The 17,930-nt window shown below is 38.5% G+C and carries 12 protein-coding genes; 4 read left to right on the top strand and 8 right to left on the bottom strand.

Annotation, left to right across the window (positions count from 1 at the left end; genetic code table 11):
• The first annotated feature begins 77 nt into the window (after positions 1-77).
• The 4 genes from IEV57_RS12920 (at position 78) to IEV57_RS12935 (ending at position 4,484) form a co-directional block, all read left to right on the top strand.
• Complete coding sequence (locus IEV57_RS12920; RefSeq protein WP_188443459.1) at positions 78-722, top strand: SatD family protein; 645 nt, start codon at positions 78-80, stop codon at positions 720-722.
• Positions 719-1,426 carry a DUF3307 domain-containing protein gene (locus tag IEV57_RS12925; RefSeq protein ID WP_188443460.1) on the top strand — a complete coding sequence of 236 codons (708 nt, stop codon included), beginning with the start codon at positions 719-721 and terminating at the stop codon, positions 1,424-1,426. Before IEV57_RS12920 ends, IEV57_RS12925 begins: the two co-directional genes overlap by 4 nt.
• Before the next feature lie 145 nt (positions 1,427-1,571).
• Positions 1,572-2,954, top strand: coding sequence for an exonuclease domain-containing protein (locus IEV57_RS12930; RefSeq protein WP_188443461.1), 1,383 nt, complete (start codon positions 1,572-1,574; stop codon positions 2,952-2,954).
• A gap of 156 nt (positions 2,955-3,110) precedes the next feature.
• The gene (locus IEV57_RS12935) at positions 3,111-4,484 is read left to right on the top strand and encodes a Gfo/Idh/MocA family protein (RefSeq protein ID WP_188443462.1); all 1,374 of its coding nucleotides are present in this window, start codon (positions 3,111-3,113) and stop codon (positions 4,482-4,484) included.
• A gap of 175 nt (positions 4,485-4,659) precedes the next feature.
• On the opposite strand, the gene IEV57_RS12940 is transcribed toward IEV57_RS12935, so the two are convergent.
• The 8 genes from IEV57_RS12940 to IEV57_RS12975 form a co-directional block, all read right to left on the bottom strand.
• Positions 4,660-7,902: a S41 family peptidase gene (locus tag IEV57_RS12940; RefSeq protein WP_188443463.1), complete on the bottom strand. Its 3,243-nt coding sequence runs from the start codon at positions 7,900-7,902 to the stop codon at positions 4,660-4,662.
• Between the two features lie 1,413 nt (positions 7,903-9,315).
• A complete protein-coding gene (locus IEV57_RS12945) occupies positions 9,316-10,905 on the bottom strand; it encodes a glycoside hydrolase family 99-like domain-containing protein (RefSeq protein ID WP_188443464.1) in 1,590 nt (529 codons plus the stop codon).
• Positions 10,906-11,179: 274 nt separating this feature from the next.
• Positions 11,180-12,148 carry a transketolase family protein gene (locus IEV57_RS12950; RefSeq protein ID WP_188443465.1) on the bottom strand — a complete coding sequence of 323 codons (969 nt, stop codon included), beginning with the start codon at positions 12,146-12,148 and terminating at the stop codon, positions 11,180-11,182.
• Positions 12,149-12,159: 11 nt separating this feature from the next.
• Complete coding sequence (locus IEV57_RS12955) at positions 12,160-13,011, bottom strand: transketolase (protein ID WP_188443466.1); 852 nt, start codon at positions 13,009-13,011, stop codon at positions 12,160-12,162.
• A gap of 15 nt (positions 13,012-13,026) precedes the next feature.
• Positions 13,027-13,476, bottom strand: coding sequence for a thioredoxin-dependent thiol peroxidase (gene bcp, locus IEV57_RS12960; protein WP_188443467.1), 450 nt, complete (start codon positions 13,474-13,476; stop codon positions 13,027-13,029).
• Between the two features lie 24 nt (positions 13,477-13,500).
• Positions 13,501-15,360, bottom strand: coding sequence for a M23 family metallopeptidase (locus tag IEV57_RS12965; RefSeq protein ID WP_188443468.1), 1,860 nt, complete (start codon positions 15,358-15,360; stop codon positions 13,501-13,503).
• The gene (locus IEV57_RS12970; RefSeq protein WP_188443469.1) at positions 15,347-15,958 is read right to left on the bottom strand and encodes a fumarylacetoacetate hydrolase family protein; all 612 of its coding nucleotides are present in this window, start codon (positions 15,956-15,958) and stop codon (positions 15,347-15,349) included. The genes IEV57_RS12965 and IEV57_RS12970 overlap by 14 nt, the downstream gene beginning before the upstream one ends.
• Before the next feature lie 89 nt (positions 15,959-16,047).
• On the bottom strand, positions 16,048-17,628 hold the full coding sequence (locus IEV57_RS12975) for an NAD(P)/FAD-dependent oxidoreductase (protein ID WP_188443470.1): 1,581 nt from the start codon (positions 17,626-17,628) through the stop codon (positions 16,048-16,050).
• Positions 17,629-17,930 lie beyond the last annotated feature (302 nt).

Below are 17,930 nucleotides of genomic sequence, written 5' to 3' on the forward strand. Positions count from 1 at the left end.
GATTCACATGATAGTTTAAATTATCGCTTAAATCGACGATATTTTGAATTATCGTTTATTTCGACGATATTTAAAATATGGTAGCAATAATTAAAGGTGATATAATAGCTTCAAGAAAGCTGCTGGATCAAGAAAAATGGTTACAGCCACTCAAATCCCTCTTTTCTCAATGGGGAAACACTCCCGAACAATGGGAACTAGTTTGGGGGGATTTTTTCCAATTAGAAATAAATGATCCAAAAGAAGCGATTCAAAAAGCTTTGGAAATAAAGGCACTAATCAAAAAAATAGAGCCGAAAGAAGCAAATAAGCAACTCAGCACACTTGATGTAAGAATGTCTATTGGAATTGGTGATAAAACTTTTTCAGGAAAAAGAATCTCAGAAAGTAATGGACCTGCATTTATCTATGCGGGCGAGAAATTCGAGAAACTCAAAAAAGAAAAGACAAACATTGCCATACAAAGTCCATGGGAAGATTTTGATAAGGAAATAAACATGTATCTCCGACTTGCAGGTAAATTTATGGATAGTTGGTCTGTTTCATCTGCTCAATTGGTTGAGATCGTATTAAAAGATCCTAAAATCACCCAAGAAGAAATCGGAGAGTTATTGGATATCAAGCAAAATTCGGTAAGTGGAAGGTGGAACAGATCCAATATTGACGAAGTGCTTAAAATCGAGGAAGTGTTTCGTCAAAAACTTCAAAAACTAATTCCATGATCATTCTTATCAAACTTATACTCGCCCATTTAATCGGAGACTTCGTCCTTCAACCCAAATCATGGGTCAAAGAAAAGGAGAAGAAGAAAGCTAAATCCTTGAAATTATATCTTCACTTTTTGATTCATGGCTTGCTGGTCCTCTTGGTGTTTTGGAATCTTCAATATTGGCTTTTAGCCTTAAGTGTCTTGCTTATTCATGGGTTGATCGATATAGCTAAACTGTATTTTCAAAAAAAACACAACAAGACAAGCTGGTTTGTGATCGATCAGGCACTGCACCTGATCAGTATTTCTATTTTGTGGCTAATTTGGACAGATACAAATTTGGAAATCAGCTTGTGGTTCGAGAATACCTCACTTTGGATCTATGTTACGGCATTGCTTTTCTTAACATCAGTGTCAGGAATACTGATTCAAGTACTCTTGACAAAATGGTCCAAATCAATCAATGATGGCAAAAATCAATCTTTGGACAATGCTGGTAAATACATTGGGATCTTGGAAAGACTCTTCGTTTTTACATTTGTGATATTAGGGAAGTGGGAGGCAATAGGGTTTTTATTGGCTGCAAAATCTGTTTTCAGATTTGGAGATCTTAAAGAATCCAAAGACAGAAAGCTAACTGAATATATTCTAATCGGTACCCTGCTCAGCTTTGGTGTTGCCATTTTGATCGGAGTCATCGTCCTTGGTATCAGCTAATCATTTCAATAAAAAGAATCTATTTTCAACGATCTGAGACAGCTTGCTTCAATCTCTTAGTATTTATTGAAACCATTCTTCTATTTCCTGATTTATAAGATGAAGGAACATATATTTACAGCGTATATAAATCGGATATTTTTAAGTGAAACAGGAATTTGCAATTGTTGATATCGAAACAACTGGAGGAAACCCAGGGGATGGTGGTGGAATCACAGAAGTCGCCATTGTCATTCATGATGGAAATGAAATTATCGATAGCTACCAAACGCTCATCAACCCTGAGCGATTTATTCCTGGATTTATTACCGGTTTGACTGGAATTGACAGCAGCATGGTGGTTAATGCGCCTACTTTCTCAGAAGTGGCAGAGGAGATATATGCGATCTTAGAAAATCGTGTTTTTATCGCCCACAATGTCAATTTTGATTATACTTTTATCCAAAAAGCTTTAGAAAAAGCAAATATCAACTACAAAGCTCCAAAACTTTGTACCGTGAAACTCAGCAGAAAGGTTTTTCCAGGATACAAATCCTATAGCTTGGGAAGAATTTGTGAACACCTATCTATTCCAATTTCTGCAAGACATAGGGCATTTGGTGATGCAGAAGCAACAGCTATTCTTTTCGGAAAGATCTATCAAAAAGATTTTGCTGCCGTACAAGGCATGCTCAAGAAAAATAATGGTGAGGCTTTTTTACCTCCAAATATTGCCAAAGAAAAATTCACCGAATTACCTGAGGCTACTGGTGTTTATTATTTTCACGATGCCAATGGTCAGGTCATCTATGTAGGCAAGGCTTTGAATATCAAAAGTAGATTCAAAGGACATTTTTCTGGCGATTCGAAAGGCAAAGCCAAACTCGATCTCAAATATGAAATCCATGATGTAAGTTGGGAACTAACGGGAAGCGAACTTTTGGCATATTTGATTGAATTACATGAAATCAAAAGACTTTGGCCAAAATATAACAAGTCCCAAAAATTTGTTAGCAACACTTGGGGAATCGTGCAGTATGAAGATAATCTCGGTTATGTCAGATTTCAGGTTTCCAAAGTAAAACCAAGCCAACTTTGTATAAGGCAGTTTGAAAGTCATGGTGAAGCATGGAAATTCATGCTTGACGCAGTCGAGAAATATGATCTCTGTCCAAAGCTTTGCGGTATTCAAAAATCTAATGAGGCCTGTTTTGATTATGCTACCAAACAATGTAAAGGAGGCTGCTGTGGGCAAGAAAATAGTGCGGAATATAATCTTCGGGTTTCCGATTTTTTAGACAAAATAAAAGGCGAAGACGGGACACTGATCATCAAAGAAAAAGGTAGAAATACCTCAGAAGAAACAGCTTTACTTTTTGAAAAGGGGATGTTTATTGGATACAGTTTTATCAATAAGGAAGAAGAACTAACTAGCACAGAGACTCTTTTAGATCAAATAACAAAAATCAAACCTTACCAAGAAAGTAAGTATATCTTAAGAAGCTTCCTTCCTAAATTAAATTTCAAAAACATTGTATTAGTAAGATAAACAATTCATTTATAGATATTTGACAAACAGATTAACTACAATAAATCAGGATTTACCCCTTTTTACTTTTTTATATTAGATAAAAATTCTCTAGGTACAGGATAGTTTATTTTGAATAAATTGATATTTTGGAAAAACCATTAAACCCAAAATCATATGAAATCAAAACAAACAGATACCTCAAGAAGAGATTTTCTACTGAAGTCTTCCACCTTTTTAACGGGATCAGTTTTTCTCAATGGAATCGCTGAAGCTCTGACACTTCACAACAACCCAAACAAAAAAATGCGGATCGCACTCGTGGGATTAGGAGTAAGAGGGGTAAATATGTTTGGTAGGCAAGTGCAGCAAGATTATGATGATAAAATTGAGTTTGTAGGATTTTGTGATAGCAATCCAGGAAGATTAGAATTTGGAAAAGAGTACATTGGAGCTGACTGTCCTACATTTGCTGATTTTGACAAGATGCTTACGGCTACCAAGCCTGATTTAGTTATCGTTACTACAGTAGACAATACACATCATACTTTTATCGTAAAAGCTTTGGAGTTTGGGGCAAATGTCATTACCGAAAAACCAATGACCACCGATGAAGACAAGTGTCAGCAGATACTAGATGCTGAGAAAAAAACTGGAAAAAGTGTCATTGTTACTTTCAATTATAGGTATTCACCCCACAGACAACGCATATATGAAATTCTCCGCAATGGAGAAATTGGAGATGTGACTTCTGTTGATTTTCATTGGTACTTAGACACTTCACATGGTGCAGATTACTTCAGAAGATGGCATGGATTTAAAGAAAAAGGCGGGACTCTTTTGGTACATAAATCGACCCATCATTTTGATTTATTGAATTGGTGGCTGAATTCAGATCCTGAAGAAGTTTTCGCATATGGTTCTCAAGAATTTTACGGAAAAAATGGACCTTTCCGTCATACCAATTGCCGACCATGCCCGCATAAATCCAAATGTGATTTTTATTGGGACATCACCAAAGATCAACATATGGTGGACCTCTATGTCAAAAACGAAAAGCATGACGGTTACTTGAGAGATGGTTGTGTGTTTAGGGAAGAATTGGATATTTATGATAAAATGGCTGTCCAAATTCGATATATGAATGGTGTTCAAGTGAGTTACTCTTTGACTTCTTATTCTCCTTATGAAGGCTATAGAATAGCATTCAATGGTACCAAAGGCAGATTAGATGCTTGGATCAAAGAATCTCAACCTTGGGAAGAACCCAATGTGGATGAAATCAGACTTACCAAGAATTTTGGTGAAACTGAAATCATCAGCATTCCTCATGGAAAAGGTGGACATGGAGGTGGCGATATCAGACTGAAAGATAAATTATTCAAAGATCCGAGCATGTCAGATCCATATCGCCAATCTGCTGGAACTAGAGACGGAGCACTTTCTATATTAGTGGGTATAGCGGCCCGGAATAGTATTGAAACTAATTTACCGGTAAAAATTGCAGATCTAACAGATATAGAACTGAATAAAACTGGTAGAGGAGCTTAGGTTTTTTGACGAGTATCAAAAATCAATGAAATATTAAAAAGCCTCCAAAATGCTTATGCATCTTGGAGGCTTTTCATTTAATTCATATAATTAATCATATTATCGAAATTCAGCGATAGTCTGATCAAATCATTTCATTCACCAGTTATCAATTGACCATTATCTGACAACCATTTTAATTCTTCTTCTCTGGTCTAAAATATCTGATCGGCGCTTTTGGTTCTGGCTTGAGCTCCACTCCTTCTGTTTCTAAGAGTCTTAAAGCTTCCTGAACAGCTCTTTCCAGCTGCGGGTCACGTCCTTCGATCACATCCTTAGGCGTTTGCTCCACCTGAATATCAGGCTTGATCCCCACTCCTTCTACTGCCCATTCTCCATCTACGTCGAAGAATCCACCACGGGGTGCAACCATTCTACCACCATCTACAAACGGAGGTGTATCCCAAGTACCCACTAATCCGCCCCATGTCTGTGTTCCGATCATAGGTCCGATTTTCATTTTACTAAACAAATAAGGTAATAAATCACCTCCTGAGCCTGCTCTTTCATTGATTAGCATAACTTTTGGACCCCAAATTCCCGCCATTGGTGTTGTAAATGGCTTTCTATCATTTGCTCTGCTGTTGAAATAACCATGAAGATCTCTTGTCATGATATCTACAATGTAATCAGCCGCTGAGCCGCCTCCATTATTTCTTTCATCTATCACAGCGCCTTTTTTATCCTGCTGCGCAAAATAATAACGATTGAATGATGTGTAGCCAGGTTGACCTGTATTTGGAATATAGACATAAGCCAGTTTCCCATCAGAAAGCTCATTCACTTTTCTTCTGTTCCCTTCCACCCAATCGATGTTTCTCAATCCACTTTCATTAGAGATTGGAACCACCGTTATTGTCTTTGCGCCAATCTGAGAAGGAGTTGAATTGACTTTCAATTTCACTTGCTTATTGGCTAAGCCTTCAAAATAACTGTAAAAGTTAACTCCTGACTCTACGCCTTTTCCATTCACCTCAAGGATATAATCTCCCTCTTTGACTTGAATTCCAGGTTGTGCCAAAGGTGCAGTCAAGTTTGGATTCCAGCTTTCTCCTGTATAAATTTTCTTAATCCTAACTTTTCCTTGCTCGATTTCATAATCTGCTCCCAAAAGTCCTATAGGAATAGAAGTTACATTTGGAAAATCACCTCCTGATGTATAACTGTGACCTACAGCAACCTCACCGCCCAAAATATCCACAATGTAATTCATGTCTGAGCGGTGTCTCACATGGTCAACCCAAGGCTTGTACCAATCGTAGATTTTATCCCAAGGCGCTCCGTGTACATTGTCAACATAAAGAAAATCACGCTGATATCTCCAAGCTTCAGTGTAAATCTGATTCCATTCTTGCTTTGGCGTAACTTTAACTTTCAAAGAAGAAAGCGCTTTCAGTGATCCATCACCAGCTTTTTTTGGACCTCCGTTGGTATCTACTATTCCCCAGTTTCCATTTGCTTGGTAAAGAATGGATTTTCTATCCATAGACACTACTCCAGCGCTTACCCCTGTCATAAACACTTCAGACTTTTTATCTTTAAAATTATATCTATGAAGCGTCTGACCTCTTTCGTTTGGTATACTTTCTAGATAGAAAACATGGTTTTCAGGACCCATAATTAGCCCTGAATAATCTCTAATCGGAATATCGACAGCAACTATTCTTCCCCACAATCCATCTTCATCAATCACAACAGTCTTAGTCTCTGATTTCTTATCATCAGATTTTGCTTCTGTAGATTTGGCTTTTTCTTCGTCACTTTCAGGCAAAAATGGAGAAATACCAGTTTTACTCAAAACAGCTGCATATAGGCCTCTTGTGGTTGGTCGATCATAAGAACTCATATCCAGCCAACCTGTATTCAATCCAAAATTGGTACTCGCTAAGAAGTATAAATATTCTCCTTTTGCATCCCAAACAGGTGAAATCGCATCAGCCATTCCGTCTGTAACTTGGATTTTCTTACCCATTTCAATATTGTAAACAAAAATCGCCTTAAACTGACTATCGAGCAATTTTGCGTAAGCAAGCCATTTGCTATCAGGTGACCAAATTGGATTCAAAGATCTATTTGGATGCGCATATCTTTCAGTATCGGCAACTTTTGCTGATCCAGTGCTGACATCGATAAACCATAAGTTGTAATCCGTGTCTGTATAAGCAATGAATTTTCCATCAGGAGACCATTCTGGTTTAAAGTAGAAAGTCTTTGTAGGAAGTTGGATTTTCTTGGGGGTGGTCAATCCTTCTTGATCACCAATCATCAAGTGATATTCTCCAGATTCATCAGAAAACCATGCTATTTGTTGTCCATTTGGAGACCAAACAGGTGATCGATCGGCTACACCGGAAGTCTGCGTGATATTTCTTGCATCTCCCTTATCCTTTGGTACGGTGATCACCTCCCCGCGGTATTCAAACAAAGCACGCTGACCTGTTGGAGAAATCGAAGGATTCGTCAACCTTCCGGCACTTACAGATTCCCATCTTTCCCTCGCCCAATGAAAATCTCCTTTAACATTGATTTCCAATTGTCTAGTCTGACCATTGGATGGAGTGAGGATATGTAAAAATCCACCTTGTTCATAGACCACTTCTTCTCCATTTGAATCCAAATTTTTGATGTCAAAATCAACGTGGAAAGTCTCTTGCTTTAGGTCATTTGAATTAGGGTCAAAAGACCAGATATTATTTGCATAATCTCTTTCTGAAAGAAAAAAGACTCGTTTTCCATGCCAAATAGGCTGTGTGTGCCTTTCCATGTCTGTTTGTGGAGTCATCTTCAAGGAATAATCCTTCATATCCACGATCCAAATTGGCTTGGCTTGACCACCTCGATAATTTCTCCACTCAGGATCCCAAAATGCAATCTGTTGATAAGCGATATGTCTAGCATCAGCTGAAAGTCTGCCATTAACAGCCCTTGGAATAGGAAGTGCTTCTTCCATCCCACCCTCAAAAGGAATTTTGTAAAATTTCGATTCTTTGGTTGGAACATTTTCCCTGGCAGAGGTAAACAAAATATGCTTTCCGTCAGGAGTCCAACCCGAAGCTACATCTGCACCTGGGTGCCAAGTCAGTCGTCTTGGTTCCCCTCCTTCAATAGGAAGAACATAAATATCAGTATTCCCATCATACTGTGCTGTAAAAGCTATATGCTTTCCATCTGGGGAAAAGTGAGGATTATTTTCAGCACCGTCATTACTCGTCAAACGGATTGCATCACCACCTGCTTTATTCACCCGCCAAAGATCATTGGCATAAACAAAAACAATGTGATCCTTGCTGATGGCTGGTTCTCGTAGCAAGCGCGTTCCTTGCGCAAATGTGAATTGTACTGTTACTAACAACAGCACTGATAAATATAGTTTTTTCATATTCTTGATTCTGTGTTTCGTCTTCTTTAAAAATAAGGAATAGCTTCATCAGCAAAAAACCATTGATGGAAAAAATATTGGTCGATGAACGATGGATTTCAAGAAAACGATAGATTTCTGTCATTTCGACCATCGGGAGAAATCTCGAACTGATATAGTAAAAGCAAGTCGAATTGCAGGCAACCTTAATTATATCAAGACGAGATCTCTATCTTCGTTCGAGATGACTTAGTAGCAGTTATTTCGACCATCGGGAGAAATCTCGAACTGATATAGTAAAAACAAATCGTTTCTCAGGTAATCTTAATTATATCAAGAAGAGATCTCTCTCTTCGTTCGAGATGACTTAGCGGTAGTCATTTCGACCACCGGGAGAAATCTCGAACTGATATAGTAAAAACAAGTCGAATTGCAGGCAACCTTAATTATATCAAGACGAGATCTCTCTCTTCGTTCGAGATGACTTAGCAGCAGTCATTTCGACCATCGGGAGAAATCTCGAACTGATATAGTAAAAACAGGTCGTATTTCAGGCAACCTTAATTACATCAAGACCAGATCTCTCTCTTTGTTCGAGATGACTTAGAAGCAGTCATTTCGACCATCGGGAGAAATCTCGAACTGACATTGTAAATACAAGTCGTATTTCGGGCAACCTTAATTACATCAAGACGAAATCTCTCTCTTCGATCGAGATGACTTAGTAGCAGTCATTTCGACCATCGGGAGAAATCTCGAACTGATATAGTAAAAACAGGTCGTATTTCAGGCAACCTTAATTACATCAAGACGAGATCTCTCACTTTGTTCGAGATGACTTAGAAGCAGTCATTTCGACCATCGGGAGAAATCTCGTACTGACATTGTAAATACAAGTCGTATTTCGGGCAACCTTAATTACATCAAGACGAGATCTCTATCTTCGTTCGAGATGACTTAGTAGCAGTTATTTCGACCATCAGGAGAAATCTAGAACTGATATAGTAAAAACAGGTCGTATTTCGAGCAAACTTAATTATATCAAGACGAGATCTCTCACTTTGTTCGAGATGACTTAGTAGCAGTCATTTCGACCATCGGGAGAAATCTCGAACTGATATAGTAAAAACAAGTCGTTTTTGAGGCAACCTTAATTACATCAAGACGAAATCTCTCTCTTCGTTCGAGATGACTTAGAAGCAGTCATTTCGACCATCGGGAGAAATCTAGAACTGATATAGTAAAAACAAGTCGTGTTTCTGGCAACCTTAATTATATCAAGATGAGATCTCTCTCTTCGATCGAGATGACTTAGTGGAAGTCATTTAGACCATCGGGAGAAATCTCATTCCCGTATCAACGCGACATCCTGAAATTCAGAAAACCCTCAGAAAACCAATTCGATATCTCTCACTTCGTTCGAGATGACTACGGCTATTTTCTAGAAAAAACCTCCCTAATAGCTTCCAAATAATCAAATTTATGACCTTCAGTAGGCTCAATGTAATTGCCTTCCAAATATTCATTCCAACAACACACCATTACCGTATTGCCATTCGTAGCATTATTCTGGTCAGCAATCAATCTTGCTTCTTCTAGCTTGGCTTTAAAAGTAGATTTGTTGCTATGAACTTTGTCTTTGCCGGGCTCACTTGGTACGCCAGACTGCTGCGGCCAAGTCCCTCCCATTGGTCTCATATCCCAACCCATCGCTACTGGAGGCTGATATTCAAAACTAGGGTCATTTCTAAATTCTTGAGTCCATTTTTCCCAATGACTTCTATAATTCTTTCTCATATCATCATAGCTCCAATTTGCCTGATTACCATAAGTGTGATAAATGTAAGCCGTCATTCCTTCAAATCCCATTCCCTTTAGCCTTTTAGCATAATCTTGAAAGAGCAGCTTGTCAGTGTATCTACCACCTTTCCATGGTTGTCTGGAGTTATTGGCAACCCAATTTGTATGCATGGCATAGGGCATTTCTGCCTGTGTCATTGCACCAGAGGTCGTTGCTATAAATTTGATTCCTGGAAATCCTGCCTTTCTAGCCAAGGCCTTTGACCTATCTAGCAGTTCTTTCATACTAATCCCGTAAAAAGCGGCCCTCGCTTCTGTATCGTGTGGGAAATAAAAATATACAATAGGTCTTCCAATCGGATCTTTGAGATAGTCTTTTCTTTTAAAATATTTATCAATCCAAAGCATAGTGATTTTGTCATGAACTTGCAGATAAGTAGCTCTGTCTGCTTTTTCACCAGCTACATTTCTTTTGGCTGCTATACTTTCAGGTGAGCCAACATCCAACCAAAGCATCCATTTGGCATCATCGTCATCACACCAATTGATTGCCCACTTCATTTGCTTAGACTCGGGAAGTTTTTCATTTTCACGCAACAATACTGACAACTGATCCTCCCACTGCTCAATCCCTGGTACTGCTACTCTCTTGTAATTCGAATTATCAACTTTCCATCCCTTTGGATAATATGTATTAGCCTGCGGGGCAAAGCCTAAATGGTAATAATAGTGCCTACCAAAAAACCAATTGTAAGCAAAAAAGTCTATCCCGTAGCTTTTCATATATTCCAATTGCTTTCTGGCTACCTTAGGATCATCTCTTTTATAAAATCCACCCAAACTGCTATGTGGCTTTCTTTCCAAAAAAGGACCTTCATAAGGATAATTTTTGTTGTAAACGCGACCTCTAGGCCCCCACATTCCAGTATTTTTAGTAAAACCACAGTCTTCAGGCTTATACAAACAAGGCCAAAAGCTATCAATATCCCTATTGGGATCTGTGGATACATTCCAAGAAGGCATAAAATATACGCCAACTAGAGTTTTATCAGAATTCAAAAGTGTTCTTAAACCCAAACTCTGAGTATCTTCTGAATTTATTTGATTAACTCCTACACCTGAGTTTAATTCTGTATTATCTTCTGGGATTTGTTTCACATTACAGGCATTAAAAATATGAATCGCAAAAACTATGATAAACAAAAAAGGAAGAAATGATTTCATAAGTATAAAGCTTTAAGGTTCAATTTACACATAAACGAAGCAAAAGAAAAGCCAAGGTTTATTTCGGATGGATAAGTTAATTTGATATGGATGGGGATGAATTTATTCAAAATTTTCTCATTTGATTAGAATTTATCTTAACAAGATAATAAATCTCTAAACTCCTTCCTCACTCCAGAAAACATAAAAACCACAGCTTATCTCTAAACTGTGGCTTTTTTTTGATTTTAGATTTAAGGTTTTAGGTTTAAAACCTGAATCTGAAATTTAAACCTTACTTTCTTGCGATCGCTTTTTTAGCTGCTTTTACTATATTTTCAGCGTTCAAGCCGTATTTCTCCATCAATTCTGTAGGAGTTCCTGATTCTCCGAAGGAATCATTTACACCTACATATTCCAATGGAGCTGGATTGTTTCTAATTAAAGTTTGTGCGATGCTATCACCAAGTCCACCATTCAATTGGTGCTCCTCGGCTGAAACTGCACAACCTGTTTTCTTCACAGAAGCCAAGATCGCTGCTTCATCCAATGGCTTGATCGTATGGATATTGATCACTTCAGCAGAGATGCCTTCTTCTCTAAGCATTGCCTCAGCAACTACCGCTTCCCATACCAAGTGGCCGGTAGCAAAGATGGTCACATCTGTTCCTTCGATCATGTGCCAAGCTTTTCCGATTTCGAACTTCTGATCAGCCGGTGTAAATATCGGCCAGCTAGGACGTCCGAATCTTAGATAAACTGGACCTTCGAACTCAGCGATAGCCATCGTAGCTGCTTTTGTTTGGTTGTAATCACATGGGTTGATCACAGTCATGTGAGGAAGCATTTTCATCATACCCACATCTTCCAAGATCTGATGCGTAGCACCATCTTCACCCAATGTCAATCCTGCGTGAGAAGCACATATCTTAACATTTTTGTCAGAATAGGCTACTGATTGTCTGATTTGATCATACACTCTACCAGTAGAAAAGTTAGCGAAAGTCCCTGTGAAAGGAATCTTTCCTCCAATCGTCATCCCTGCTGCCAAACCGATCATGTTTGCCTCAGCAATACCCACTTGGAAGAATCTTTCCGGAAATTCTTTCTGAAAAGCTCCCATTTTCAAAGAACCAATCAAATCTGCGCAAAGACCGACTACGTTAGGATTTCTTCTACCTGCTTCCAGCAATCCATCTCCAAACCCAGAACGCGTATCTTTTTTCTCTGTATATGTATATTTTAAATCTAATGTCTTATCCATTGTTCCTGTTATTAATAATCCCCTAAAGTTTCTTCTAATTGACCTAGTGCATTTTCAAGTTGCTCGTCGCTTGGTGCGATTCCGTGCCACTTGTGCGTACCTACCATAAAATCAACTCCATATCCCATTTCGGTGTGTAAAAGATTCAATACAGGCTTACCTTTTCCAGTCAAGGATTTTGCTTTTTCCAATCCTTCAAGCACAGCTTCCATGTCGTTACCTTTCAAGGTTTCGATCACTTCCCAGCCAAATGCTTCCCACTTTACTTTCAAGTCTTTCAGATCCATCACATCTTTCGTTGGGCCGTCGATCTGCTGTCTGTTGAAATCAATCGTCGCGATCAAGTTGTCCACTTTGTGGTGCGCTGCATACATACATGCTTCCCAAACTTGACCTTCTTGCTGCTCTCCATCTCCCATCAAAACATAGACTAAGCGATCATCTTGATTGATTTTCTTCACTTGAGCTGCTCCGATTGCTGCAGAAAGTCCCTGACCGAGTGAACCTGAAGCGATTCTGATTCCTGGAAGGTTTTCTTCTGTAGCTGGGTGTCCTTGTAGACGGCTATTCAGTTTTCTGAATGTTTTCAATTCATCTGCTGAAAAATAGCCACTTCTTGCCAATACGGAATACCATACGGGTGAAATGTGACCATTTGACAGAAAGAATAGATCTTCATTGCTGCCATTCATATTGAAATTGCTGTCGTGCTTCATTTGGTTGAAATAAAGTGCTACGAAGAATTCCGTACAGCCTAAAGAGGCTCCAGGATGGCCAGATTGAACTGCATGAACCATGCGAAGGATGTCACGTCTGACTTGGCTTGAAATTTTTGTGAGTTGTGCTAAAGGTTGTTTCTCCATTGGTTTGGAATATTGTTATTTAAGAATTTGATTCGTGTGTTCTTTGGTCTTTACTTTCTCGATAATCTCCTCAATTTTCCCTTCCTCATCAATAATAAATGTTGTTCTTGCTGTTCCCATGTATTTTCTTCCATACATGGACTTTTCTACCCAAGTACCAAAGGCTTCATGAACAGTTTTATCTTCATCGGCAATCAGTGAAAAAGGCAATTCTTGCTTTTCGATAAATTTCTGGTGGGATTTTTGAGAATCTGAACTTATGCCCAAGACAACATATCCCGCTTTTTGTAAAGCTTCATAATTGTCTCTGAGGTTACATGCTTGGGCAGTACAACCCGGAGTATTGTCCTTTGGATAAAAATAAAGGACTACTTTTTTTCCTTTGAAATCTGAAAGCATGATCACATTTCCATTTTGATCTTTTGATTCAAATTGTGGTGCTAAATTTCCAACTTCTAATGACATCTTATTTTGTTTTTAAGGTTAAGTTTATTTTATCATCCCTGACCAAGTGGATTCATTTCCAGCCATGTCACGAACTTTTAATAAAACCTCTCCCTTGAAAGGTTGTTTATCATTTTTTTCAGACCAGATTACAGCCTGCTTGTGTTCATACCGCATCAATACCCATTCTCCATTTACGAAAGCTTCAAAATCCTTAATTCCAGATTTCTCATCTGATATTTTGAACCTTATTTCGTTTGAATTGATGCGTATAGGAAGAATTTTTGGTGACACTTCATCGCTCTCGATTACAAAAGTACCAAAATTTCTTGTTTTAAACTGTATGTCATCACCTTCCCAAGTGCCACCTACAAAACTTTTCCTGCCATTAGGCGCAACAGAATAAATGTGAGCTTTACTCTTGTTTCCTTGATAGTTTGTTTGGTGAATTTTTACTCCAAGATTTTGCTGGAGATAGTCACCTGATGGATTGAGACTTAGGCTAACAGTGTTTCCGCTTTGCTTTCGATTCATTCTCAAAAACAAATCGTCCAATAGCGTATTTTCTTCAAAGTCTAAGCTAACATTTCCGTCGGTGAAATAAAGCTTTTCTCCAAATGGAATCTTGGAGAGAACTTCAGGATAAATCATCTCTGTGCAAACATCTAAAGAGTCAGGAACTCCATAAGTCATGTCCCAAAGGTAAATTCTCCTCCCTTTTTCTTCATAAGCAGGAGGGATTTCCATGATCTTATCGCCAACAAATACTTTAGCTAAGTTTCCCACCTCAGAAAGTTTTGTATTGATTACCACTACTTCTCTTTCATACTTAATGCGTGTAGGAGCATGATCGGACTGGATTGTAGTGAATTGAAAATCAACGCTTTCCCCTACTACTCCTAAAGTTAAAACTCTCGTATTTCCGAAAAAATCCTTCAAATTGACTTGAAGAGACTTTTGTTCTCCATTCATCGCAGAGATCTTTCCTTGAGATAAAGAGTCTATTTCATATAAATCTAAGGGGTTGTTGGGATGCGGATACAAACGGATAAAACGATTAAGATAAGTATGCGTCAGCAAAAATCGCCCTTGATTGAAATCAATATGATCGACATTGATCCTAAATATGGGCCTGCCGTTTTCAAGAAGTTCATAAACAGGAACCCCAAAAATATTTCCAACTCCATCTTGCTTGTCTACAGCATACACTTCTAGACCTACTCTACCCGAAATTTTTATATCTCTCGGAAGAACATATCTCCCACCTTCGAGAATCGGTGTATATTCCTGTCTTTCGAATTTCCCATCCACACGAGATTCATAATCTAGAGGACTTAATGCGACTTTATAAAGTATTGGTGGCGTATTGTCCACAATCTCTTTTTCAAAATCAAAAGCAAAAGGATCAATCGCACGATCTAGGCTATCTCTAATCTCAAAATGCAAATGTGGTCCACCCGACCCACCTGTATTTCCACCATTACCAATAATTTCTCCTCGAGTAACAGGAAGCGAAGTTTCATCAAAATAAACTTCCAAATCATTCTTGCGCTCGGTATACATTTCCTGACGCGTGCGCTCAGCAATCTTATCTGAAAACTTTTGTAAATGGGCATAAACTGAAGACTGTCCATTGTAATGCTTTACATAAAGCACATTGCCATAACCGTAGGTAGAAATTTTTGCTCTGTAAACATAGCCATCTGCAATCACTCTGATCGGTTCACCATCTACACCACCGATTTTGACATCTATTCCGCTATGGAAGTGATTGGGTCTGATTTCTGAAAAATTCCCTGACAAGAAATTTCGCTGTCCGGGTTTGACTGGAAAGAGATAATCTTGAGCAGATAAATTCAGACTCAAAAAATAAATAAATAGAAATAGCGGCTTATTTAATTTCAAAATCCAACAATTTTTGATCTTCTATAAATGCTTCCAAGCGATCCCCAATATTCACTTTCCCTACTCCTGCGGGCGTTCCTGTAAATATCAGGTCACCTTTTTTCAAAGTGAAAAATTGAGAAACATATTCTATAATCACCCCAAAGTCAAAGAGCATCATAGACGTATTTCCCTTTTGCCGCTGTTCGCCGTTGATCAAAAGATGAAAATTAATGTCATTGAAGTCTTTAAATTCAGAAACGGATAAAAACTGTCCTACGGGCGCCGATCCATTAAATCCTTTGGCAATTTCCCAAGGAAGTCCTTTTGATTTGCACTGATCTTGCAAATCTCTAGCCGTAAAGTCAATCCCAATCCCTATTTCGTCAAAATATCGATGGGCAAATTTCTTTTTGATGTATTTGCCTTCTTTATTGATCTTCAATACCAATTCTACTTCATGATGGATATTTTGAGAAAAGTCAGGATGGAAAAAGGGCATGTTATTCTTTAAAACAGCTGTATCAGGCTTCATAAAAACAACTGGAGCGGACGGCCTTTCATTGTTGAGCTCCTCAATATGCTCCGCATAATTTCTACCTATGGCAATGATTTTCATTTTCTTGAATTTTGGTTAACTCAATATATTCAACCTGCTTGATGACTTAAATATAAGCAAGTAAAATTTATTAAGTGTATATTTTACATTTATTTTCTAATATAAGTTTCAATCAACTTTTCAGCGCATCTTTCACCATCCATAGCAGCAGAAACTATTCCTCCTGCATACCCAGCTCCTTCAGCACAAGGATACAATCGCTTGATTATTGGATGCTCGAAAGACTCTTTATCTCTAGGAATTCTCACAGGCGAAGAAGTTCGACTCTCCACTCCTATCAATTGAGATTCATTGGTATAATAGCCTTTCATTTTATTCCCAAAAGCCTTGAATCCATCTGCAAGTCTAGACGAAATGAAATCTGGTAGCACTTCATGCATGTTGACAGAATTCAATCCAGGTTGATAAGACGTATCTAGAAGAGAGGAACTTTCCTTTCGATTGACAAAATCAATCATACGCTGTGCAGGCGCAGTTTGTGTTTCTCCTCCTGCTTTCCATGCCGATCTTTCTATTTCGGCTTGGAACATCATCGCTGCCAAAGGACCATATTTTTCATATTGTGGAAGGTCTTCTAACTCCACAGCCACCACAATTCCAGAGTTAGCAAATTTGCTATCCCTTCTACTTGGACTCATGCCATTAACAACCAATTCACCTGGGGCAGTTGCAGATGGAACAATAAAGCCACCTGGACACATGCAGAACGAAAAAACACCGCGTTGCTTGCCATTGAATTTTGCTTGATGCACCAAAGAATAACTTGAAGCAGGTAGATACGGTCCACGATCTGTTTGGCAGTGATATTGAATTTTGTCGATTAGGTTTTGACTATGTTCTATTCTTACTCCTAAGGCAAAGGGTTTGGCCTCGATCAAGATTTTTTTCTGATGTAATAAATGGAAAATGTCTCTTGCCGAATGTCCTGTTGCCAGAATCACTCCAAGTCCTGTGATTTTCTCCTCTTCTTTGGTAACCACACCTTTCATTTCATTATTTTCTAGGATGAAATCTACGACCTTGGTATTAAATAGCACTTGACCACCTGCTTGTAGGATTGATTCCCTTAGCTCGGTTACAATTTTAGGGAGTTTATTCGTCCCAATATGTGGATGGGCATCGACGAGGATTTCTTCTGTGGCACCATGGGAAACAAAAATCTCCATAATTCTACGAATATCTCCTCTTTTCTTAGATCGGGTATAGAGTTTACCATCAGAATAGGTACCTGCACCTCCTTCTCCGAAACAATAATTAGATTCAGGATTGACGATGTGATCTTTGTTGATCGCTGCCAAGTCTCTTCTTCTGGCGCGGACATCACTTCCTCTTTCAATCAAAATAGGTTTCACCCCAAGTTCTATCGCCCTCAAAGCCGCAAACATACCCGCGGGACCTGCACCAACGATGATGATTTGCTCTGCATTACTCACGTTCTTGTAGGGCTTGGAAGCATCCAACATGGGAGGAACTTGCTCATCAATAAAAACTTCAGCAGTCACATTTACCTTGACTTGTCTTCCTCTAGCATCGATAGATCGCTTTGTCTGTCTTGCATGAATATCAGCCTGACGCAGAGAGATTCCTAGTCTCTTAGCGACCGTCTCCTGAAATATTACCTCATCATAAGCTTCCTGAGGTGTGAGTTGTAATTGAATTTCTTTTTTCATTTTTATGTAAGGTATTTATCCTTAAAGGTTTGTGAATTAAAATATTTGAAAATTGAGAGGTAATGGTTGGAATGTTTTAAAGTTGGAAAGTTAGAAGGTTTTTTCAGATTGAAAGATTATAAGATTTTAAGAACTTGTTAGTCGTGGCGGATTGGAAGATTGTGGTTTCTGATGGTTATAATGCTTTAAAGTTGGAAGGTTGAAAGGTTATGGGAGTTTGGATGATTTGCTATGTGGATTTGTATTGGAAAGTCTCTTGTTTCTTGGTTCTTGACTCTTGACTCTTGTTTAACTCACCTGTC

Origin of the sequence: Belliella aquatica (assembly GCF_014637795.1) — a bacterium.
Lineage (GTDB): Bacteria > Bacteroidota > Bacteroidia > Cytophagales > Cyclobacteriaceae > Belliella > Belliella aquatica.